Here is a 21,776-nt window from a genome sequence, read left to right as displayed (position 1 = left end):
AGGACCGTGTGCCACAGGACCGCGCACCACGGGACCGCGCACCACGGGGCCGTGCCCCGCCGGTCCTCCGCCGGGCTCATCCGTCGTCCCCCGCGCGCAGGGCCCGGACCAGGTCGACCCGGGCCAGCAGCCGGGTGAGGACCAGCACGGCGAGGGTGAGCAGCAGGCCGCCGGCCAGCGCCGTGAGCGCGGCGGCGGGCCGCCCCGGGGCGGCGGCCATGGCCGGGAAGACGGGGCGCGCGTAGTCGTCCAGCACGGTGAGCGTCAGCAGCAGGGCCGCCAGCAGCAGGCCCAGCAGCCCTCCGAGCAGCACCGGCAGCACGGTCACCGCCACCTGTTCGGCGCGCAGCAGCGAGGTCAGCTCGGCGCGCCGCACGCCCAGCGCGCGGAGCACCGCGAACTCCCGCCGGCGGGAGCAAACCGTGCTCACCGCGTGCAGGGTCAGCGCGGTCACCGCGAAGAGCGGCGCGGTGACCAGGACCAGCAGCCAGGCGCAGCGCAGTCCGGCCCGGAACGGGTCGTCCGCCAGACCGTCGGCGACCCGCAGGGCGCTCTGCGGCCGGCCGAACTCGCCGTGGCCGTCGACGGCGGCCCAGGTGGCCGCCGGGTCCGAGCTGGCCAGCCACCAGTGGGTGGCGGTGGGCGGGGCCGCGCCGGTGAGCGTGCGGTTGGCGGCGAGCGCGCGCAGGTCCAGCAACAGGTGGCCCTGGCCCCGGGCGTAGCCGGGCAGCACGTCGACCTCGCCGGTGATCAGGACCTGTTGGGTGCTCCGCCCGTCGCGCTCCCAGTTGAGCGGAAGGGTGTCGCCGACCCTGGCGTCCGCCGCGTCGAGCAGTGCGCGGTCGGCGACGGCGGGCAGCGTGGGGGGCGTCGGCAGGACGGCGCCCCCCGGCAGGGTGCGGAGTACGGGCGCGCCGCCGGTCACGGGCTGGACGGCGAGGACGGCGTCCGCGCCCGCCGGGTCGGGCGGGACCGGCGGTTCGTGGGAGCGCATCACCGTGTGCAGCAGGTCGGCCCCTTCGCTCTGCCAGCTGCAGGCCTCGGCCTGGTCGGGGGCTTCCTCCGTGCGGCCGCGTTCGGTGCCGGGGCAGCCGAGCGCGGACGGGGCTGCGAGGACCTTGCCGGAGCGGGCCCAGCCCTGCCCGGGCGGCAGCGCGAGGTCGGTCCGCTCGCCGGCGGCGCCGACGGCCGTGATCGTGGGCAGGCGCAGGTCGAGGGTGGAGCGCACCGCGACCGTGCCCGGGAAGTGGACGCCGAGCCGGCTGAGTGTCAGCGGGCGGGCGCGCCGGTCGCCGTCGGCCAGGGGGAAGGTCAGGGAGTGCGGGCGGCCGTCGGCCGGCAGCGGGAGCGTCAGCTGCTCGGTCAGTCCGTCGGCGTCCTGGATCCACAGCGTCAGGAGCAGGCCGGGGGCCGGGACCGGCCGGTCGGTGCTCGCCCGGACGGTCGCCTCCAGCGCGGTCGGCCCGCCCGGCAGCGCGAGCCCCTGGGCTGGCACGGCGGTCAGGGGGGCCAGCAGCTCCGGGACCGGGCGGTCGGTCTGGTCCGGGCGCAGGCGCGGCAGCCCCGCGGCGGAGGCCGCCGTGCTGTCGAGGGCGACCGTCCGCACCAGGGTGGTGCCCAGGAAGGCCGACTGCTCGGCCACCGGGGTGAGCCCCGTCACGCCCGGCAGGGCGGCCAGCGTGGCGTGCCGCTGCCCGGGCGGGCCGGACACCCCGGACAGCCGCAGGTCGGCGCCGACCGTGTAGGCCGCCCGGTCGCGGTCGCTGGTCGGCAGCGCGGCCAGCACCCCGGCGGCCAGGCTGCTGCAGGCCACCGCCAGCAGCGTCACCAGCACCGGCACCGCCTGGCGACCGGTGTCGCGGCTCAGCCGCCAGGCGCCCAGCGGCAGGACCAGCCCGCGGGCCCGGCCGGCCGCCCGTTCCAGCAGCCGCCCCACCGCCGGCAGCACCCGCAGCAGCAGGACGCCACCGGCCACCGCCATGACCACCGGGGCGAGCACCAGCGTCGGGTCGGCCCAGGAGTCGAACCCGGCGTCGGCGTTCCTCACCACCACTCCCTCGTAGTGGCGGAGTTGGAAGAATCCGAAGGCCGCCAGGGCGAGCAGTACCACGTCCGCCCCGGCCCGCTGGAGACCCAGTCGGCGCGGGCTGCGCGCGCGCAGCGCCCGCTGGGCGCCCGGGTCCACCGCCTGCCGGGCGAGCGGCAGCAGCAGAGCCGCGCCGTGCACCAGGAGCGCGAAGCCCGCGGCCCACCGGGCGGCCCGGCCGTCGCCCGCCGCCGGGCCCTGTGCCCCGACGGCGCGCAGCACGGCGGCGAGCAGCGGCTCGGCCAGCAGCAGCCCGCCGACCGCCGCCGGTACCGAGGCCAGCGCCCACTCGCCGGCCGCCGTCGCGAGCAGCCGCGCCGGGCCGGCGCCCCGGGAGCTCCGGAGCGCCTGCTCACCGGCGAACGCGTCGGCCAGCCGACGGGCGGTCAGTACGAGGACCACGGCGGCGAGCAGCGCGAGCAGGCCGAGCGGTACGGCGATCTCCGCCCTGGCCGTCAGGACCGGCAGCACCTGACCGTCGACCGCACCGGGCAGGTCGCTGCGCACCGAGGTGTCGGCCAGTGCCGGTTCGGCGCCGCGGTAGACCGAGCGGGCGGTGTCCGAGCGGGCGAGGACGGCCACCCGGTCGCGCAGCGCGGCGAGTTCGGCGAGGCTCGACCGCCCGGTGTCGGGCAGGGCCAGCCAGACGGCGAGCATGCGGTCGGCGAACCCGGGCAGCGCGGCCAGCCGGGCACCGTCGACCAGTACGAGGGGCTGGTTGGCGGCCTCGGCGCCGCCGAGGCCGGACCAGAACGCGGCGGCGTCCGGGGCCGGTCGGTAGACACCGGTGACGGTGAGTGCGAGCGGTTCGCCGGTTCCGGGTGTGCGGATCACCGTGCTGCCGCCGCTGTCCAGGCCGAGCCGGTCGGCGGCGGCCTCGGGAAGGGCGACGCGCAGCCCGCCGTCGGCGGCCGGGGCGGCCCCGGGCGCGTCCGGCCAGCTGCCGCTGCGCAGTCGGGCGTGGCGGCCGGGGTCCGGCAGAACCGCCAGGAGGGAGGGGAGCGCGGTCTCGGTGGCCCAGCGACGCCCGGCGGGGGGCAGGGCGAGGTCGACGGTGCTGATGCCGCGCTGTGCGGTCGTGGTGCGGAACGGGGTGCCGGCCATCGTCCGGACCAGTGCCGAGTGCACCGCGCGGTCGGCCTCGGACAGGCCCGGCGCCGCCCAGCGCGCGGTGACCTCGACCGAGCGGCCGGCGTCGGCGGCGAGCCGCTGGCGGACCCCGGCGGTGGCGGCCGACTCGGCCAGCCCGGCGACCGCGGACAGCACCGCCGTCGCCACCAGGATGCTCACGGCGACGGCTGCCAGCACCAGACCGTGGCGGCTGATCCGGCGCCACACCCCCGCCAGTCCCATCCACTGCTCCCCTCGGCACCCTCCGCAGCGGAGTTCCGTGCGCCACGAGTCCAACTACTTTCCGGGGGTGGGGTTCTGTCGCAGCGAATCCGCTGTGGTCTGTACCAATCCGATCCCGGGGCCCCATCTTGCACGACGACCCGCCGACTTCGCCCGGTCGGTTTCCGATCGGCCGCCTTTCTGCCTGAAGGGGCAGCCGGGCTGCCCGCCCCGGCCGGGAACGCCCGGTGGGGACCGCCTGGCGGGGACCGCCCGCCGGGCCCGCCACCGCCCGCCCTGACGACGCAGGGCGGGCGGTGGCAGGCAACCCGGGCCGCCGCCCGGGCGTCGGGATCCCGTGGACCGTCGTGCGTCGGCCCGGTGGGCGGGTGCGGGCCCTCGCGGGCTCAGCCGCCGAGCGGCCCGGGCTCCGTCGGCGGGCCCGGCTTCGGCCGGGAGGGTGGCTCGGGGTCGGGGCCCGGTTGGGGGAAGGGCGGTACGGGCGGCGGCGCAGGGTCCGGCATCGGCGTGGGTACGGGGTCGGGGTGCGGGAACGGTTCGATGTCCGGATGGACGGGTGGCGGGACGGTCATGACGACCGCGCCTCCTTTCCGGGATTGTGCCGGGCTCCGGGGTTCTGTCGGGCTCCGGGTGGTACGGGGCGTTTTCGGGTTCCACCGGGCTTCGGGGCCTGCCCGGGCCGCCGGCGGTGCGGGCTCGATCCTCGGGGCACGGCACCGCTCCTTCCGTCGGCCGCGTCCTCGGCGGGTGGCGCCTACCCGGCGGCGCGGGGGCAAAACGGGCCGGGGCCCCGTACGCCGCTCCCGTCCCGCCTGTCACCGGCGGCGGGTCGGTGGCACAGTGGGAGGCGGAGCGGCGCCGCCGCTCCCACCGGTCGGAGCCGCCGCGGAGCGGTCCGGCCGCGCGGTCGATCCGGACGGTGGACGGATGGACGAACACCGGGCGCTGGACACCCCGGCGGTCCGTGCGGACGGGCCCGACCGGCCGGAGCAGGTCCTGCGGCAGCTGCTCGCGGGGCTGACGGCGGTCCGGGACGGCGACTTCCGCACCCGGCTCGGGTCCGACCTGCCGGGGGTGCCGGGGGAGATCGCCACCGTCTTCAACGGCATGGTCGAGCAGCTCGCCCGGGTGACCTCGGAGGTGACCCGGGTGGCGCGGGAGGTCGGCTCCGAGGGGCGCCTCGGCGGCCAGGCCGACGTCCGGGACGTCTCCGGCACGTGGCGCGACCTCACCGAGTCCGTCAACGTGATGGCCGACAACCTGACCGCGCAGGTGCGCTCCATCGCCGAGGTGACGACCGCGGTCGCCGGGGGAGATCTCACCCAGAAGATCCGGGTGGACGCCCGCGGCGAGATCCTGGAGCTGAAGGAGACCATCAACACGATGGTCGACCAGCTGTCGGCGTTCGCCGGCGAGGTGACCCGGGTGGCGCGGGAGGTCGGCACCGAGGGCAACCTCGGCGGCCAGGCCACCGTGCGGGGCGTCTCCGGCACCTGGAAGGACCTCACCGACAACGTCAATGTGATGGCCTCCAACCTCACCGGCCAGGTCCGCTCGATGTCCGAGGTGGCCACCGCCGTCTCCCGGGGCGACCTCTCCCGGAAGATCACCGTCGAGGCCAAGGGCGAGATGGCCGCGCTCGCGGACGCGATCAACACCATGGTCGACACCCTGTCGGTGTTCGCCGACGAGGTCACGCGGGTGGCGCGGGAGGTCGGCACCGAGGGGACCCTCGGCGGGCAGGCCCGCGTCCCGAACGTGGCCGGGACGTGGAAGGACCTCACCGACAACGTCAACTTCATGGCCCACAACCTCACCAGCCAGGTCCGCAACATCGCCCAGGTGACGACCGCCGTCGCGGACGGCGACCTCACCCGCAAGATCGACGTCGACGCGCGCGGCGAGATCCTGGAACTCAAGAACACCGTCAACACGATGGTCGACCAACTCGGCTCCTTCGCCGCCGAGGTGACCCGGGTGGCGCGCGAGGTCGGCACCGAGGGTCGGCTCGGCGGGCAGGCCGAGGTCGAGGGCGTCTCCGGCACCTGGAAGCGCCTCACCGAGAACGTCAACGAACTGGCCGGCAACCTCACCCGGCAGGTGCGCGCCATTGCCGAGGTCACCAACGCCGTCACCGCCGGCGACCTCACCCGCTCGATCACCGTGGACGCCTCCGGCGAGGTCGCCGACCTCAAGGACAACATCAACTTCATGGTGGAGTCCCTGCGCGAGACCACCCGCGCCAACCAGGAGCAGGACTGGCTCAAGACCAACCTCGCCCGCTTCACCGGCACCATGCAGGGGCGGCGCGACATCCGGTCCGTCGCGGAGCTGATCACCGACGGGCTGACGCCGCTGGTCGGCGCCCAGTACGGGGCGTTCTACCTGGCGGAGGAGGGGCCGGAGGGTACGGTCCTGGTCCGGATCAGCGCCTACGGCCGCCCGGCCGACGGCGTACCCGGTGGTACCGCACCTGCCGACAGTACGCCTGCCGGCACCGCCCCTGCCGGCACCGCCCGTGCCGGGACCGCTTCGGCCGACACGGCCCCGGCCGACGACGGCGGTGGCGGACCCGTGCGGGTCCGGCTCGGCGAGTCGCTGGTCGGCCAGGCCGCCCGCTCCCGCCGCGTCGTGACCGTGGACGACCTGCCGCCCGACTACGCGACCATCGGCTCCGGCGCCGGCGCCACCCACGTCCGGTCCGTGCTGATCCTGCCGATCGCCCTGGAGGAATGGCTGCTCGGCGTCATGGAGTTCGGCTCCGTCCACCCCTTCAGCGCCGTCCACCGCGACCTCCTGGAGCAGTTCACCGAGGCCTGCGGCGTCAACCTCGGCACCCTGCTGGCCAACGCCCGCACCGACGAGCTGCTCGGCGAGTCCCAGCGGCTCACCGCCGAACTCCGTTCCCGCTCGGAGGAGTTGCAGGAAGGCCAGCGGGAACTGCGGCGCTCCAACGCCGAACTCGGCGAGAAGGCCGCGCTGCTGGCCGAACGCAACCGCGACATCGAGGCCAAGAACCTGGAGATCGAGCAGGCCCGCCAAGAACTGGAGGAGCGGGCGCGGCAGTTGAGCATCAGCTCGATGTACAAGTCCGAGTTCCTGGCCAATATGAGCCACGAGCTGCGCACCCCGCTCAACAGCCTGCTCATCCTCGCCCAGCTGCTCGCCCAGAACGCCACCGGAAACCTCACCTCCAAACAGGTCGAGTACGCGGGCGTGATCCACTCGGCCGGCTCCGACCTGCTCCAGCTCATCAACGACATCCTCGACCTCTCCAAGGTCGAGGCGGGGAAGATGGAGTTCAACCCCGAACCCTTCGCCGTGCAGGAGCTGCTGGCCTACGTCGAGTCCGCGTTCAAGCCGCTCGCCGACCAGCGCGGCCTCGCCTTCCGGATCGGCGTCGGCGAGCAGGTGCCCGGCGAACTCGTCACCGACCAGGCCCGGTTGCGGCAGGTCCTGCGCAACCTGCTGTCCAACGCGATCAAGTTCACCGATGCGGGCCACGTCGAGCTGCGCGTCGAACGGGTGGAGGCCGACGGACTCCCGGCCGAACTCGACCGGGCCGAGGCCGCCGTGGCCTTCCACGTCGAGGACACCGGCATCGGCATCGACCCCGCCCACCTCGACAGCATTTTCGGCGCCTTCCAGCAGGCCGACGGCACCACCGCCCGCCGCTTCGGCGGCACCGGGCTCGGCCTGTCCATCAGCCGCGAGCTCGCCCGCCTGCTCGGCGGCGTCCTCACCGTCCGCTCCACCACCGGCCGGGGCAGCCGCTTCAGCCTCTACCTGCCGCTCGCCCGCCGGGAGCGGCAGGCCGTCGTACCGGGCGCCGCGACCGGCATCCTGGTGGTCGAGGCCGAACCGCCCGGCCTGCTCACCCTGCTGGCGCGGACCGCCGCCGGGGCGCTCGGCGAGGACCCGCCGGTGGCGGTCCGCGGCGCCGGCACCGAGGCGGACCTGCGCGCCGCCCTCGCCGACGGCCCGTACCGGTGCGCCGTGCTCGACCTCGCCCACGCCGGCGAACTCGCCCCGCTGCTGCTCACCGCGCTCCCGGAAGGCACGCCCGTGCTCGGCCACCAGGGCGAGGGCGGCCCCGTCGGCGCCACCACGGCCGCCATCGCCGGCCTGGAACTCCCTTCGGGACTGGACGGGTTGCGCGAGCGCCTGATCACCCTGCTCGGCGGCCGACCGCCTGCCGGGGTCGGGCCCGGCGAGCACGCCGCCCCCGCCGACGAACCGCTCGCCGGACGCACCACCTTGATCGTCGACGACGACGTCCGCAACGTCTTCGCCCTCGCCGCCGCCCTGGAAGAGCACGGCCTGACCGTCCTGCACGCCGCCGACGGCCGCGCCGGACTCGACCTGCTGCGCGCCCACCCGGAGACGGACCTGGTGCTGATGGACGTGATGATGCCCGGCCTGGACGGCTACGCCACCATCGCGGCCATCCGCGCCGACGAGCGGTTCGCCCGGATCCCGGTCGTCGCCGTCACCGCCAAGGCGATGGCCGGCGACCGGGCCAAGAGCCTCGCCGCCGGCGCCGACGACCATGTCAGCAAGCCGGTGGACACAGCACTGCTGCTGGAGCGGATACGGCACTGGCTGGACGTGTCATGACCGACGGCCCCCGGCCCGCCGGCCGGTCGGGTGTGCCGGTTCCGCCGACAGCGCCCCCGTACGGACCCGACCCGGCGGCGGACTCCGCCGCGGCCGAGGCGCAGGGCGCCGTCGCACGGCAGCTCGCCGGCGCCGTCCGGCGGCTCCAGCACGCCGTGGAGCGGATGCGCGCCGAGGAGGGAACCCGAGCCCTGGTCGACCTCGCCACCGGCATGCTCGCCGAACGGCTGACCGCGTCGCCGGCCGAGGCCGCCGCCCGCCTGGCCGCGCTCGCCCGGCAGGCCGGAGTGCCGGTCGCCGCCCTGGCCGCCGACATCGTCGGCCGGACGGCCGAGGCGCCCACCCGGGACGACGGGCCCGCCCCGTCCGGACCCGGCGCCGCCACACCGGCCCCCGCGCGGGCGCTCGCCGCCGTCCCCGACCTCGCGGGCGCCGTCGAGGCCGTCCTCCAGCAGGGCGCCGCCCCGCTCGGCGCCCACGCCGTGCTGGTCTGGCAACGGCTGCCCGGCGGCAGCCTCGCCCTCGCCGCCCAGGCCGGCCTGCCCCTGGCCGAGGCCGAGGCCTGGAGCCGGGTGCCCCCCGGTGTCGACACCCCCGCCCGGCAGGCCGTCACCGGCGGCGAGGACCGCTGGCCCGACGCGGCGCCGCCGACCGGACCCGCCGCCGGACCCGCCGCCGGGGGAGCCACCACCCCCCGGGCCGTCCTCCCCCTGCTCGCCGACGGCCGCCGCCTCGGGGCCCTCGAAGTGCTCTGGCCCGGCCCCGCGCCCGCCCTCGGCCCCCCGCAGCGCCGCCGGCTCCGCGCCCTCGCCGACCTCTGCGCCACCCTCCTCGGCCACCCGGAGCCCCCCGTCCCGCCAGACCGGCACGCGGACCTGCTCGACGGCCTGCTCGACCCGGCCCTGCTGCTCGAACCCGTCCTGCGGGACGGCCGGGTCGTGGACTTCACCGTCCTGCGCACCAACCGGCTGTTCCGGGACCCGCTCGGCCGCCCCCGCAGCGGCCTGGACGGCACCTCCCTCCTGGAGACCTACCCGATGGCCTGCGCCACCGGCCTGCTGGCACCGCTGCTCCGGGCGCACGAGACCGGCGAACCCCGGACCGACGACCGGCTGCGCCTGGTCTTCCAGGGCAGCGGGATCGCCGTGCCCGCCGTCCTGAGGATCGCCGTCGCCCCGCTCGGTCCGCGCCTCCTGCTCAGCTGGCAGCGCGACACCGACCGGTCCGGCGAGTCCGAGCAGACCGACCTGCTGCGCCAGGCCCAACGCCTGGCCCGGGTGGCCGGGTTCGAGGAGCGGCCCGGGAGCGGCCGGATCCTCTGGAACGAGGGCCTGAGCGAGCTGTTCGGCCTGCCGCCGGAGTCCGTCGTGCCGCTGGCCCGCCTCGCCCGGCACGCCCACCCGGACGACGGGCCCGCCGTCCGCAGGCTGGTGGACACCGTCCAGCACCGCCTGCGCACCGCCTCCGCGGTGTTCCGGCTGGTCCGCCCGGACGGCACCCAGCGCTACACCCGGGTGGTGGCCGAACCGGTCGTGGACGAGGACGGCCGCCTCGACACCGTCCGCGGCGCCTACCACGACGTGTCCGCCCAGCACTGGACCGAGGTCGCCCTCGGCGCCACCCGGGCCCGGCTGGCCGACAGCGAGCAGGAGACGGCAGAGCGCGAGCAACTGGCGCTCCGGCTCCAGCAGGCGATCCTGCCCGCGGTGCCGCCGCCGCTCGGCGCCCCCGGACTGCGCGCCGCCGTCCGCTACCGGCCCGCCGCCAAACGCGAACGGGTCGGCGGCGACTGGTACGACGTGATGGTGCTGCCGGACCGTCAGGTGCTGCTGGCCGTCGGCGACGTGGCCGGGCACGGCATCGGCGCGGCCACCGGCATGGTCGCGCTCCGGCACGCGCTGCGCGGCCTGGCCGTCACCGGCGCGGGCCCGGGCCAACTGCTGGCGTGGGCGAACGCGGTGGCCCTGCGCGAACCGGAGCAGGTGACCGCCACCGCCGTCTGCGTGCTCCTCCGGCCGGACGACGGCTCGTTGCGCTGGGCCAGGGCCGGCCACCTCCCGCCGATCAGACTCGCCCCCGGCGGCGCCGAGGTGCTGCCACTGCCGCACGGGGTGCTGCTCGGGGCGCTGGCGGACGCCGAGTACGAGGAGTACACCGCCAGGCTCGTCCCGGGCGACGTGCTGCTGCTCTACACGGACGGCCTGGTCGAGCGCCGGGACCGGCCGGTCGAGGAGTCCGTGGACCAGCTGATCCGGGCGGCGGGCCCGCCCGGCCCCGACCTGGAGCAGTACCTGGACCTGCTGCTGGAGCTGAGCCCGGCCGACACCGACGACGACACCTGCCTGGTCGCCGTCCGCATCGAGCCGTCGGAGCCGGCCGAGGGAGCGCGGACGGACGGGTGATGCCGGACGGAACGGCGGCCCGTCCGGTCTGACCGCCTCTCACACCTCGCGCACCTCGCACGCCTTGCACGCATTGCACGCATTGACGAACGATCGTGCGCGCCTCGCACACCCCGCGGCGCCGCACGTGCCTAGGGTCGGTGTCCCACGTACATGCTCAACGACACACGCACCACGAAGGAGAACAACCATGTCGAACCGCAGGACCGTCGCGGTGGTCGGCGCGACCGGGCGGCTGGGCGAGCACGTCGTCCGCGTGCTGGCGGAACGCGGCCACGAGGTCGTGGCGATCTCGCGCTCGGCGGGCGTCGACATCATCACGGGCGAGGGCCTCGACAAGGCCCTGACCGGGGTCGATGTCGTCATCGACACCTCCGGCACCCCCTCCGCCGACGAGACGGTGGCGACGGAGTTCTTCACCGCCGCCGCCGCCAACCTGCACGAGGCGGGCGCCCGGGCCGGGGTGGAGCTGATCGTCTCGGTGTCCATCCTCGGCATCGACGCGTCGACCGGCGGCTACTACCGCGCCAAGGTCGCCCACGAGAAGGCCCTGACGGCAGGTCCGCTGCCGGTCCGGATCCTGCGTGCCGCGCAGTTCCACGAGTTCGTCGAGCCGCTGGTCAGCTGGGGCCGCCAGGGCGACACCGTGCACGTCCCGCTGATGCGCACCCAGCTCGTCGCGGCCGCGGCGGTGGCCGAGGCGCTCGTCGACCTCGCCGAGGGCCCCGCGCCCGAGCCGGGCGCCGCGGCGCCGTTCCCCGAGATCGCCGGCCCGCGCGAGGAGAACCTCGCCAAGGCCGCCGAACTCGTCTACGCCGCCCGCGGCGAGGACGTCACCGTGATCGAGGTCAGCGAGGAGGGCACCCCCGACCGCGAGCTCCTGGAGAACGGCGCGTTCGTCGCCGGTCCCGCCACCACGCTCGCCGGGCCGACCCTCCAGGAGTGGCTGGCGCAGGTCTGACCGCCGCCGCCCGCCCGGCCGTCAGGGGGTGGCCCCCCGGTCGGACGGGCGGGCGGACCGGGCCCGCTCGATGTCGTTGATATGGGCCTCCGTCCACTCGCGGAGGGCGCTGATCGGCCCGGCGAGACTGCGCCCGAGTTCGGTCAGCCCGTACTCGACGCGGGGCGGCACGGTCGGGTGCACGGTGCGGGTGACGAACCCGTCGGTCTCCAGCAGCCGCAGGGTCTGGGTGAGCATCTTCTGCGACACCCCCTCGATGCGCCGGAACAGTTCGGTGTAGCGCAGGGTGCCGTCGAGCAGGCTGTCCACGACCAGGACGGTCCACTTGCCGGCGATGTGGTCGAGGACCTGTCGGGTCGGGCACTTCGCGGAGTAGACGTCGGCCGGGAGACCGGAGGATTCCACGGTGGTGTTCACCCGGGGAGAGTAACGCACTTTCAGGTGCCTTCTTCCCAAAAGAGAGTGACTCTCCGAGAGTTGTCGGCATGACGAACCACACGACGACTCGCACGATGTCCGTTGCCGAAGCGATCCGCACCCGCCGCACCGTCCGCCACTACCGGCCAGACCCGGTCTCCCCGCAACTGCTCGACACCCTGCTCGACCTGGCGGTGGAGGCCCCCACCAGCTGGAACCTCCAGGACCGCTCGATCGTGGTGGTGTCGAGCGAGGAGGGCCGGGCCGGTCTGGCCTGGGCCACGGGCGGCCAGCCCCAGCCGACCGAGGCGCCGGTGGTGCTGGTCTTCGTCGCCGAGCCGCAGGCGTGGCGGGAGGACCGCAGCGACGTCTACCGGCAGGCACGGCAGAACGGGGCGTGGAGCGAGCAGTTCGTCGAGATGTTCTCCGCCGCCTCGCAGGAGTTCCAGGAGGGCCTCGAACAGCGCGGCCTGCTCCGCGAGTACGCGGTCAAGGACGCGGTCATCTCCGCCTCCTTCGTGATGCTCGCGGCCACCGCGATGGGGCTGGCGACCTCGCCGATGAACGGCTGGGACGAGGACAAGGTCAAGAAGGTGATCGGTATCGAGGACCGCGAGGACCTCGCCGTCGCCCTGCTGGTCTCGGTCGGCCACCCTGCCGGCACCCGCCTCCACCCGGGCCGCCGCCCCCGTGGGCGCGTCGTCTTCGACGGGACCTACGGGGCCGGCATTGCCTCGCCCCTGCCGCGTTAGGTCCGGTCGCTGCCGGGTAGGCGCGACTCGCCGGAGGGGATCGGGCGCTGCGGGGGGCGGACCGAAAGGACGCCGTCATGCTGTTGTTCGGACTCCTCCTGGTCGCTGTGACCGGGGCCTTCACCGGCCTGCTGATCGCCGACAACCTCTCCGGCGGGCCGGAGTACCAGGTGGCCGTTGTGGGCCACGATCTGGTGGTGTTGAACAGTCTGGGGATCTTCCTCGCCGGGCTGGCACTCGCGCTGCTCTTCTGCCTCGGCCTCGTGCTGGCCCGCGCGGGCCGGTCGGCCCACAGGGCCGGGGCCGCCGAGGTCGCCGGAGCGGCCGGGACGACGGGGCACGGATACCGTGCCGCGCCCGCCCCGGACCGTCCGGACCCGCGGGACCTGCACGAGCGGGACTCGGATGAGCGGGACGTGCACGAGCGGGACGTGCACGAGCGGGACGTGCACGAGCGGGACGTGCACGAGCGGGACCCGCACGAGCGGCCCGAGGAACGGCTCATGGAACGCCGGATCGCCGACGACCGGATCGCCGACGAGCCGGCCTCCCGGGGGCCGGTCGCCGTCGCTCCGGTGGCGGCCGGCGGACCGGTCGCCGAACCCGAGGGGGAACGGGCCGAGGAACGGGCCGAGGAGCGGGACGGCCGGTTCGGAGGAAGTCCGGAGGAGTCCTCGGGCGGGGATCGGCGGCAGCCCCATCTGCCGGGCCACTGACCGGTCACCCGGTGGCCGTCCTGCCGGCGCGGACCTCCCCGCGGACCTCCCGGTGCGCGACGCACCGTGCACCGCCTGCTGTACTGATCGCTCGCCGGGGGTGGGGGTTGGCAGGTCGGCGAGTTTCGGTAAGATGTGAAATCCACTAGTGACTATTACGGGGGTCGAGGATGGGCGAGTCCGGCGTCAGCGGGCTGGTACGGAGCTGGGTCGGGGGCTGGGTGGTCTCGCGGGGGGCGGCCGAGCCGGTGGACGAGCCGTGGGGCTGGACGGTCGACGTCGGTCAGTCGGCGCAGGTGGCGCGGCACGTGCTGCCGGAGCCGACCGAGCCCGATGTGCGCAAGCTGGTGGCGGCCACCAGTGCGCCGGGTACCTGGCTGAAGGTGTTCACCGACGACGACACCGTCCGTCCCTGGCTCGGGCCGGGCTGGCGGTTCGACGTCCCCGGGTATCTGATGACCGGGCCGCTCGTCGCCGGAGCTCCGGTCGTGCCGGCCGGGTACACCCTCACCACCTGGGAGCGCGGCGGTGTGGTCCGGGCGCTGGTCCGGACCGGGGCCGGCCACTTCGCGGCGCGCGGCCAGCTCGGGCTGGCCGGGGCCGTCGCCGTGGCCGACCAGATCGAGACCGCGCCCGCGCACCGCCGCCGGGGCCTGGGTTCGGTGGTGATGCGGGCCCTGGAGGACGCCGGGCACCGCAACGGCGCCGGGACCGGGCTCCTGGTCGCCACCCCCGAGGGGAAGGCTCTCTACAGCACCCTCGGCTGGACGCTCCGGGCCACCATGGCGAGCCTCTACTACGCCCCGGAGCCGGCGGAGCCCGCCGGGGTGTGACGGATGCCGACCGGGGCGCGACCGACGCCCCGGGGGTGGGACGCCGCCCGTGCCCGGACACCTGTCCGGGCACGGGCGGCGTTCCGGTGCCGGTTCAGCACTGCGGCCGCTTGCCGTGGTTGGCACCCTTGCGACGGGCCTTCTTCTTACGGCGACGCTTCGAGGACATCGGGCCTCCTTGGTGGGTTGGCCCCCCGTCCAAGGTCTCACACGGTGGGCCCACCGCGGCACCGCCGGTTGCTCCGATCGAGGGTGCGGCGGGCCGCTCGGCCCGGGCCGGGGTGCGGCGGACGGTCATGGCTCACACCACCTGCCACAGCGCCGGGGCGTTCGGCGGCTCCCAGCCGACCTGCGCCTGGTGGCCCTGGAGGCAGCGGTAGGAGGTGCTGCCGTAGGTGACGGTGGCGCCGGCCTGGTAGACGGCGCCGGCGGCCCAGGTGCCGCCCGGGTTGCCGGGGCCCGGACCGGGGCCGGGGCCCTGGCCGTCGGTCTTCAGCGTCAGCCCGTAGTTCTGCAGGATCGGGTTGACCGGCTGGAAGTACGTGGTGCCGCCCTGGGAGCAGTTCCCGCTGCCGCCCGAGGTCACGCCCTGCGCCTGGGTGCCCGAGACGAAGGAGCCGCCCGAGTCGCCCGGCTCCGCGCACACACTGGTCCGGGTGACTCCCGAGACGGTGCCCTCGGCGTAGGTGACGCTCGTGTTGTGCTGCTGGATCGTGCCGCAGTGCCAGCCGGTGGTGGAACCGGACCGGCAGACCGAGGCCCCGACCTGCTGCAGCACCGAGCCGGTCACCGCGCCGGAGGCGCTGTTCACGTACGGGGTCGCGGTCCAGCTGCTGTTGGTGGCCACCCAGGACATGTCGTTGCCCGGGAAGACCGAGGCCTGGAAGCTGCCCTGGGCGACCCGGTTGGCGCCGGTCGTACTGGACCCGGCCCGGCCGCAGTGGCCCGCGCTGACGAAGCCCTGGGTGGTCCCCCGGGTGATCGGGAAGCCGATCGAGCAGCGGCTGCTGTTGTCGATGTAGTAGGCGTCGCCGCCGCGGAGGTCGTACAGCGGACGCGGGGCCTCGGCCACCGTCTCCACCCGCACCGCCGCCCGGTCCAGCCCGGCCCCGGCGACCAGGCGTTCGGCGGCGGCCCGGTCGGTGGCCTGCACCACGACGGTGTTGGCGGTCACGTCGACGTAGCGCACCGGCGCGGCGAGCGCGTCCGCCCGCCCGGCGGGGCCGCGTTCGGCGGCCCGGTCGAGCGCGGCCAGCGCTCCGTCCAGGGCGGCAAGCGTGCGGTCCACGAGCACCGGGCGGGCACCCGCCGCGCGGATCACGGCGAGGTCGGCGGTCCGGGTCGTGGCGACGGCCGGAGCGGCGTCCGGGCCCTCCAGCCAGGAGCCGGCCCAGCCGCTGCCGAGCGCCTGGGCGAGCGCGCCGGCCAGGGCGCCCGCCCTGGCCTCGGCGGCGATCCGGGCCCGTGCCTGACTGTCCGTCAGGCCGAGGTCGCGCCGCAGCGCCCCGATCAGCTCGGGCGCGGCGGCGACCCCGAGGGTCTCCGGCGCGGCCGAGGCGGCGGCCCGGGCGGCCGCGGCGGGTCCGGGGGTGGGGGAGGCGGCACCGGCGGTGCCCTGGAGGGCGGTCAGGCCCAGGGCGGCGGTGGCCAGGACGGCACACGCGGCCCTGACGGGTCGTCGGAGCATGGGGGTCTCCTGCGGTCACGGTGTGGGGGTCGCCGGAAACCGTAGAAGTCCCTTTCGCGGGCGGGGAGATGTCACCCGGAGATGCGGCCCGGGGCTATCACCGCGCAGGTCGGGGCGGCCGTCGGGCGCTCGGCCGCGTGGTACAGAAGACCTTTCCGTGGACCATTCCGTCAAGGCGGCCCGCACCGGCGGCTGCTGTCACGGGCCGTGGTCGCGCCCGGTGGGGTCGCGGTCTCACCAGGGGATCGGCCCGTCCTCGGCGAAGAAGGCGCCCGTCGGGCCGTCCTCGCCCGCCGTGGCCAGGTCGACCACCACGGCCGCGCCCTCCTCCGGCGTGCGGGTCCCGCTGTGGCGGTTGAGGTCGGTCGCGCAGTAGCCGGGGCTCACCGCGTTGACCAGGATCCCTTCGGGGCGCAGTTCATTGGCGTAGAGCACGGTGACGGCGTTCAGCGCGCTCTTCGAGGTGCAGTAGGGAAGGAGGATCGAGTAGTAGGCGGACCACGGGCTGCCCGGGTCGGCCTGGTGGGCGAGGGAGCCGAGTTCGCTGGACATGTTGACGATGCGTGCGGCGGCGGAGCGGCGGAGCAGGGGGAGCATGGCGTGCGTCACCGCGACGACGCCGAACACATTGGTCTCGTAGACCTGCCGCACGGTGGCGGCCAGGGTCTCACTGGGCTTCTGCGGCCCGGCGGCGATCGCGGCGTTGTTGACGAGGATGTCGAGGCGGCCGAACGCGGCGTCGATGTGCTCGGCGGCGGCCCGGACCGAGACCTCGTCGGTGACGTCCAGCGGAACGAACCGTACGTCGGCGCCGTCGGCGCGGAGCTCCTCGGCCGCCGCCTCGCCACGTTCGGTGTTGCGGGAGCCGATCAGCACGGTGATGCCGAGGGCTGCGAGCCTGCGCGCCGTTTCCTTGCCGATGCCCTTGTTCGCACCGGTGATCAGAGCAGTCTTCTGCGGAGTCGTCATGGCCCCAGCCTCCCGCCGCCCATGGGCGGTGGGGAAAGACCGAAAGGCTCTGGATCTATAGTCCACGGATATGAGTGAGCTAGAGGTGCGGGAGCTGAGGTACTTCATCGCGGTCGCCGAGGACCTGAACTTCAGTCGGGCCGCGCAACGCCTGGGGATGGCGCAGCCTCCGCTGTCGAAGGCGATCGCCCTGATGGAGTCCCGGCTCGGGGTCCGCCTGCTGGAGCGCACCACCCGGCAGGTGAGGCTGACCGACGCCGGTCAGGTGCTGCTCGACCAGGCCCGGATCGCGGTCGACGCGGTGCACGCGGCGGCCCGGCGGGCCCGCCGGGCCGGTCAGCCGACACCCCGGCTCGTTGTGGCGGTCAAACCGGGAGGCGACGCCGGGCTGCTGGGGGAGATCCTCGCCGCCTACCGGGCCGCGAGCCCGCAACTGCCGCCGCCCGAAGTCGTCGTCGGCGGCAGCGGGGAGCCGATCGCCATGCTGCGGGACGGCCGCGCCGACGTGGCGCTGCTGCGCAGCCCGTTCGACGGCCGGGGGCTGGACTCCGAGACACTCGTGGTCGAGCCGCGACTGGCCGTCCTCCCCGCCGCGCACCGCCTGGCCGGACGCCGGCGACTGCGGCCGACCGACCTGGAGGGCGAACCGGTCCCGCGCTGGAAGGGCGCCGCCCCCTCCAGCACCGCGTACTACACCGGACACGACGGTGCGGGAGCAGCCGACGGGCGCCCGGTCCTGGTTCCGGCCGACACTCCCGAGGGGCCGCTCGTGGCCAGTGTCGAGCAACTCCTCGAAGTGGTCGCGCTGGGGCAGGCGGTGGCGTTCCTGGCCCGCTCCACCACCGAGCGGCACCAGCGCCCGGACATCGCCTACCGGCCCGTCACCGGCCTCAGCCCGAGCGCGGTCGTGGTCGCCTGGCCGGAGACCTCGCGGTCCGCGGCCGTCGCCGCATTCGTCCGGGTCGCCCACGACGTCGCCGCCCAGCACCCCGACCACCTGACCGCCCTGGCCTGACCGCACCGGCCCGGCGGGGCGCACCCGGCTCCTCGGTCCCCGAGGCCGGTACCGCTGCCGCTCGGCACCTGCCTCAGCGCTGCTCGACGAGCCCCAGCAGCCAGAAGTTGGCGTACCGTCCGGCGGCGGTGGCCGTCGGGTCGGCGGGGCGCCCGTTCCGGCCCAGCCGGACCCGCACCTCGTCCAGCGACACCGAGGCGCCGCAGGAGTAGCCGAGCGGCGCGTAGGTCTCGTCGGGTCCGCAGAGCACCGACACCACCCGCCGCGCGGTGGGGAAGCGCAGCACGATCTGCTCGTGGTCGGCGTGCACGACCTCCAGATCGAGCACCAGATGCGCCCCGCCGACCAGGTACCAGCCACTGCCGGGCCGGTCCTGCCGCAGGACCCCGGCCAGCGTCCGCAGCCGGCCCGCACCCGAGGTGCCCGGCCGGGGGAACCCGCCCGGGCCACCCCGGCCGGGCGGCCCGCCGACGGCCCCGTAGCCGCCGAAGTCGTCGAAGGCCCCGAACGCGTCGAAGCCGCCGCCCGCCGCCGGTCCGTCCCCGCCCACCGGTCGCGCGACCGCCGGACCGCCCGCGTGCGGCGCTGCCCCGGGCACGACCGCCGCCGTCGCGAGCACCGCGACGGCCGCCACCGCCGCCACCGCCCTCAGTCGCCGCACCGTCCCGCCTCTCCGTACCGGCCGACGCCCGCCCGCCCCACCGACGGACCATCCGACCACGCACCACCCCCCCGCCAGGCGACCCGCCGTGCCGCCCCGCGGCCACGACCACCCGCGCGGGCGACACCCGCCACCGGCACACCCGGGAGGCCCGGCCACGTGGTACGGCGGGCTCCGCGGCGGGAAGGGCTCCGCCCGGTGGGCTACCCGCCGGGCCGCCCCTGGCCGTCAGGCGGACCGGCGGCCTCGCCGAGGCGGGCCAGCGCCGCCAGCACCTCGGCGCGCAGCCGGGGGTTCCGCGTCGTGGCGTCGAGGACCGCCAGGCACTGCCGGAGCCGCGCCGCCGCCTCCGCCGGACGGTCCAGCCGGCGGAGGCGGTCGCCCAGGTGGTAGAGGGTGATGCCCTCCAGGACCGGATCACCGGCGGACCGGTGCCGGTCCAGGGCCCGGTACAGGTACTCGCCCGCCTCCCGGGCCCGGCCCGCCAGCATCGCGGTCACCCCGAGCTTGGTCTCGCAGACCCGGACCGCCCAGTCGTCGCGCTGCTCCTCCGGCTGCGCCCGGAACAGCGTGAGCGCCCCCTGGAAGTGAAGCCGCGCCTGCCCGAAGGCGCCCGTGCCGAGACAGTGGTCGCCGAGGTTGCCGATCGCGTGGGCCTCCCCGACCCGGTCGCCGATCTCCGCGAACAGCACCCGGGCGAGCCGGAGTTCGGCCAGCATCTCGTCATGGCGGCCCAGCGCGCCCAGCGCCGTCGCCAGGTCGTTGCGGGCCTGGCCCTCGCCGTACCAGTCCCCGGCCCGGACGGCCGCCGCCACCGCGAGGCGCGCCGCCTCCTCCCGGTCCTCCAGGTGCGGGCCGGTGAACCAGTAGCTCCACAGGACGACCGGCAGCCGCCAGGCCAGCGCGTCCGGACCGTGCTCGGCCGCCGACCGCACCATGCCCAGCAGCCGGCCGTGCTCGCTCTCGCACCACCGCTGCGCCCCGGCCGCGGTGGTGAAGGCCGGCGGTTCGTACCACGGGCCCGGAGCGCCGAGCGGGATCCGCCGGCGGTGCGGGGTGAGCAGCCGGGCGGCGGCATCGGCATGGTGCAGGTACCAGGTGCCGAGCCGTTCGCGGGCGGCGGTGCTCACCGCCCGCCCGGTCTCGGCGGCCGCGCGTTCGGCGGCGTACAGGCGGAGCAGGTCGTGCAGCCGGTACTGGTCGCCGCCCGCGTGGGTCAGCAGATGGGCGTTGGCCAGCTGGTCCAGGACGGGCCGCACGACCGCGACGCGCTCGCCGCAGAGCGCGGCGGCCGCCGCGGCCGTCAGACCAGGGCCGGGGGCGAGGGACAGCAGCCGGAACAGGGTGCGCGCGGCGGCGGGGAGGGTGCGGTAGGAGAGGTCGAGTGCCGCGCGGACGGCCGAGGCCGCGTCGTCGTCGATCGCCAGCGCGGTGAGCCGGTTCCCGCTGTCCCGCAGCTCGGCGACGTGGTCGGCGACGGTGCGGCCGGGGCGTTCGGCGAGCCGGCTGGCGGCGATCGCCAGGGCGAGCGGCAACCGGCCGCAGACGGAGGCGAGTTCGGCGACGGCGGCGGGCTCGGACCGGGCCCGCCGGGTGCCGATGACGCGGTCCAGCAGCGCGACGGCGTCCGGGGCCGGCATGAGGTCCAGGGTCAGCGGGCGGGCGCCGTCCCGGGCGGTGAGCCCGGCCAGGCCGGCTCGGCTGGTGACCACCGTCAGGCACTCCGGGGCGGCGGGCAGCAGCGGGCGGACCTGTTCCGCGCTGCGCGCGTTGTCCAGGACGACCAGCACCCGCCGGTCCGCGAGCATCGACCGGTACAGCGCGGCGGCCTCCTCGGGGGCTCCCGGCACCTGCTCGCCGGGCACCCCGAGCGCGCGCAGGAACCGGGCCAGGACGGCGTGCGGCGTCAGCGGCGGCTCGGCGGAGAAGCCGTGCAGGTCGGCGTAGAGCTGGCCGCCGGGGAAGCGGCCGCGGATCCGGTGCGCCCACTGGACGACCAGGGCGCTCTTGCCGATCCCGGCGCTGCCGGAGACGGCGCAGATGCGGGCGGCGGAGGCGCTGCCCGGGCCCGTACGCGAACCGGGGGACGAAGGGGCGGGCGAGGCCGCCGCCTCGGTGAAGGCGTCGAGGGCGGCGAGTTCCGCCGCGCGGCCGGTGAAGGTGGCCAGTGAGGGCGGCAGTTGGGCGGGCACGGGCACGGGCATGGTGGGGCGGGGGCCGTGCCCGCCCTCGGCGGTGGCCGCCTCCGGGTCGGGATCCGCGCCGGCGTCGTCCCGAGCGGTGGCGGTGGCGCGGACGGCTCCGCCTCGCTCCTCGGCGGGCCCGCCCGGGCGTCCGGCGGTACGGGGCGCGGCGGTTCGGGCGCCCGCGGCCGGCGGGCCCGTCGACGGGCCCGCCCCGCCGGATCCCGGTCCCGGGTCGGGAACGACCCCGGCGGTGAGCAACGCCAGGTGCAGCCGCCGCAGTTCGGGGCTGGGGTCGAGTCCCAGCTCCTCGGCGAGCCGGCCGGTGAACCGCCGGTGCACGGTGAGCGCGTCGGCCGTCCGCCCGGAGGCGTGCAGGGCCCGCATCAGCTGCCCGACGAAGCGCTCCCGCAACGGATGGTCGGTGACCAGGCCGGTCAGTTCCGGGATGCTCGCGCGGTGCCGACCGAGTGCCGCGTCCAGGTCGAGGCAGTCCTCCCAGGCGGTGAGCCGCAGCTCGTCCAGCGGTACGGCGCCCGAGTCGATCAACTGCCCTTCCAGGCCGTCGAGTACGGGTCCGCGCCAGAGCGACAGGGCCTGCCGCAGACCGGCCGCGGCGGCCGACTGCTGCCCGGCGGCGGCCGTCCGGCGGGACCGGGCGACGGTGTCGGCGAACAGACGGGAGTCCAGCCCGTGGTCGTCGAGCGGGATGCGGTAGCCGCGCCCGTCGGTGAGCAGGACGGGCGGCCCGGTCGGGTCCGCCTTGCGGAAGGCCCGGCGGAGCAGTCCCGCCAGGTTGCGGACCTGGCGGTCGGCGGTGGCGGGCGGCCGGTCCTCCCAGACGGCGTCCACCAGCCGGGGCACCGGCACCGCGCCGCCCGGGTTCAGCAGCAGTGCGGCGAGCAGTCGTTCCTGTCGGGCGCCCCCCAGCCGGATCCGGTTCCCCGTGCGGGTCCGGACCTCCAGCGGTCCCAGAATCGCGAACTCCATGCGCTGCCCCTCCCCAGGGTTCTTGCGCGCCGCTGTCGGACCGTCGCGTTTGGTGACGGTCTGATGACCAGATCATGCCAGAATCGTGTGCGTGGTTGAGATGGTCGGGACATGCCGGTCCGCAGTCCGACCGG

General features: G+C 76.0%; 13 protein-coding genes. 7 read left to right on the top strand and 6 right to left on the bottom strand.

Going from position 1 to position 21,776, the window contains the following annotated elements:
• Window positions 1-76: 76 nt before the first annotated feature.
• Complete coding sequence (locus tag OG715_RS02895) at window positions 77-3,439, bottom strand: FtsX-like permease family protein (RefSeq protein ID WP_327063898.1); 3,363 nt, start codon at window positions 3,437-3,439, stop codon at window positions 77-79.
• 927 nt (window positions 3,440-4,366) lie between these two features.
• On the opposite strand from OG715_RS02895, the gene OG715_RS02890 reads away from it, so the two are divergent.
• The 3 genes from OG715_RS02890 to OG715_RS02880 all read left to right on the top strand — a co-directional run bounded on the left by OG715_RS02890 (window position 4,367) and on the right by OG715_RS02880 (window position 11,419).
• On the top strand, window positions 4,367-8,056 hold the full coding sequence (locus OG715_RS02890) for a HAMP domain-containing protein (protein ID WP_327063897.1): 3,690 nt from the start codon (window positions 4,367-4,369) through the stop codon (window positions 8,054-8,056).
• Window positions 8,053-10,458 (top strand): SpoIIE family protein phosphatase, encoded by a 2,406-nt coding sequence (locus OG715_RS02885; RefSeq protein ID WP_327063896.1) that lies wholly within the window; start codon window positions 8,053-8,055, stop codon window positions 10,456-10,458. The genes OG715_RS02890 and OG715_RS02885 overlap by 4 nt, the downstream gene beginning before the upstream one ends.
• A 190-nt stretch (window positions 10,459-10,648) precedes the next feature.
• Window positions 10,649-11,419, top strand: a complete 771-nt coding sequence (locus OG715_RS02880) for an SDR family oxidoreductase (RefSeq protein WP_327063895.1) — start codon at window positions 10,649-10,651, stop codon at window positions 11,417-11,419.
• Window positions 11,420-11,440: 21 nt separating this feature from the next.
• On the opposite strand, the gene OG715_RS02875 is transcribed toward OG715_RS02880, so the two are convergent.
• Window positions 11,441-11,836: a winged helix-turn-helix transcriptional regulator gene (locus OG715_RS02875; protein WP_327063894.1), complete on the bottom strand. Its 396-nt coding sequence runs from the start codon at window positions 11,834-11,836 to the stop codon at window positions 11,441-11,443.
• Window positions 11,837-11,904: 68 nt separating this feature from the next.
• Between OG715_RS02875 and OG715_RS02870 the strand changes: the two genes are divergently transcribed.
• From OG715_RS02870 to OG715_RS02860, 3 genes are all read left to right on the top strand, one after another.
• Window positions 11,905-12,588 (top strand): nitroreductase family protein, encoded by a 684-nt coding sequence (locus OG715_RS02870; RefSeq protein WP_327063893.1) that lies wholly within the window; start codon window positions 11,905-11,907, stop codon window positions 12,586-12,588.
• Window positions 12,589-12,665: 77 nt separating this feature from the next.
• Complete coding sequence (locus OG715_RS02865) at window positions 12,666-13,304, top strand: hypothetical protein (RefSeq protein ID WP_327063892.1); 639 nt, start codon at window positions 12,666-12,668, stop codon at window positions 13,302-13,304.
• A gap of 170 nt (window positions 13,305-13,474) precedes the next feature.
• Window positions 13,475-14,137: a GNAT family N-acetyltransferase gene (locus OG715_RS02860; protein WP_327063891.1), complete on the top strand. Its 663-nt coding sequence runs from the start codon at window positions 13,475-13,477 to the stop codon at window positions 14,135-14,137.
• A gap of 301 nt (window positions 14,138-14,438) precedes the next feature.
• On the opposite strand, the gene OG715_RS02855 is transcribed toward OG715_RS02860, so the two are convergent.
• Both OG715_RS02855 and OG715_RS02850 read right to left on the bottom strand, forming a co-directional pair.
• Complete coding sequence (locus tag OG715_RS02855) at window positions 14,439-15,824, bottom strand: carbohydrate-binding protein (RefSeq protein WP_327063890.1); 1,386 nt, start codon at window positions 15,822-15,824, stop codon at window positions 14,439-14,441.
• 234 nt (window positions 15,825-16,058) lie between these two features.
• Window positions 16,059-16,793: an SDR family oxidoreductase gene (locus OG715_RS02850; RefSeq protein ID WP_327063889.1), complete on the bottom strand. Its 735-nt coding sequence runs from the start codon at window positions 16,791-16,793 to the stop codon at window positions 16,059-16,061.
• 70 nt (window positions 16,794-16,863) lie between these two features.
• Between OG715_RS02850 and OG715_RS02845 the strand changes: the two genes are divergently transcribed.
• The gene (locus tag OG715_RS02845) at window positions 16,864-17,808 is read left to right on the top strand and encodes a LysR family transcriptional regulator (RefSeq protein WP_327063888.1); all 945 of its coding nucleotides are present in this window, start codon (window positions 16,864-16,866) and stop codon (window positions 17,806-17,808) included.
• 73 nt (window positions 17,809-17,881) lie between these two features.
• Here OG715_RS02845 and OG715_RS02840 read toward each other — a convergent pair whose 3' ends face one another.
• Window positions 17,882-18,469, bottom strand: coding sequence for a hypothetical protein (locus tag OG715_RS02840; RefSeq protein ID WP_327063887.1), 588 nt, complete (start codon window positions 18,467-18,469; stop codon window positions 17,882-17,884).
• 203 nt (window positions 18,470-18,672) lie between these two features.
• Complete coding sequence (locus OG715_RS02835) at window positions 18,673-21,642, bottom strand: AfsR/SARP family transcriptional regulator (protein WP_327063886.1); 2,970 nt, start codon at window positions 21,640-21,642, stop codon at window positions 18,673-18,675.
• Window positions 21,643-21,776 lie beyond the last annotated feature (134 nt).

It is taken from the genome of Kitasatospora purpeofusca (genome assembly GCF_036010405.1).
Taxonomy (GTDB): Bacteria; Actinomycetota; Actinomycetes; order Streptomycetales; family Streptomycetaceae; genus Kitasatospora; species Kitasatospora purpeofusca.
Note: the sequence above shows the minus strand (reverse complement) of the source record. Positions and strands in the feature narration are given on the sequence as shown.

Bases quoted from the DNA above. Each gene is read 5' to 3' on its own strand.
- OG715_RS02855 (WP_327063890.1), bottom strand. From the start codon at position 15,824: ATGCTCCGACGACCCGTCAGGGCCGCGTGTGCCGTCCTGGCCACCGCC.
- OG715_RS02835 (WP_327063886.1), bottom strand. From the start codon at position 21,642: ATGGAGTTCGCGATTCTGGGACCGCTGGAGGTCCGGACCCGCACGGGG.
- OG715_RS02885 (WP_327063896.1), top strand. From the start codon at position 8,053: ATGACCGACGGCCCCCGGCCCGCCGGCCGGTCGGGTGTGCCGGTTCCG.
- OG715_RS02845 (WP_327063888.1), top strand. From the start codon at position 16,864: ATGAGTGAGCTAGAGGTGCGGGAGCTGAGGTACTTCATCGCGGTCGCC.
- OG715_RS02895 (WP_327063898.1), bottom strand. From the start codon at position 3,439: ATGGGACTGGCGGGGGTGTGGCGCCGGATCAGCCGCCACGGTCTGGTG.
- OG715_RS02860 (WP_327063891.1), top strand. From the start codon at position 13,475: ATGGGCGAGTCCGGCGTCAGCGGGCTGGTACGGAGCTGGGTCGGGGGC.
- OG715_RS02890 (WP_327063897.1), top strand. From the start codon at position 4,367: ATGGACGAACACCGGGCGCTGGACACCCCGGCGGTCCGTGCGGACGGG.
- OG715_RS02870 (WP_327063893.1), top strand. From the start codon at position 11,905: ATGACGAACCACACGACGACTCGCACGATGTCCGTTGCCGAAGCGATC.
- OG715_RS02865 (WP_327063892.1), top strand. From the start codon at position 12,666: ATGCTGTTGTTCGGACTCCTCCTGGTCGCTGTGACCGGGGCCTTCACC.
- OG715_RS02880 (WP_327063895.1), top strand. From the start codon at position 10,649: ATGTCGAACCGCAGGACCGTCGCGGTGGTCGGCGCGACCGGGCGGCTG.
- OG715_RS02850 (WP_327063889.1), bottom strand. From the start codon at position 16,793: ATGACGACTCCGCAGAAGACTGCTCTGATCACCGGTGCGAACAAGGGC.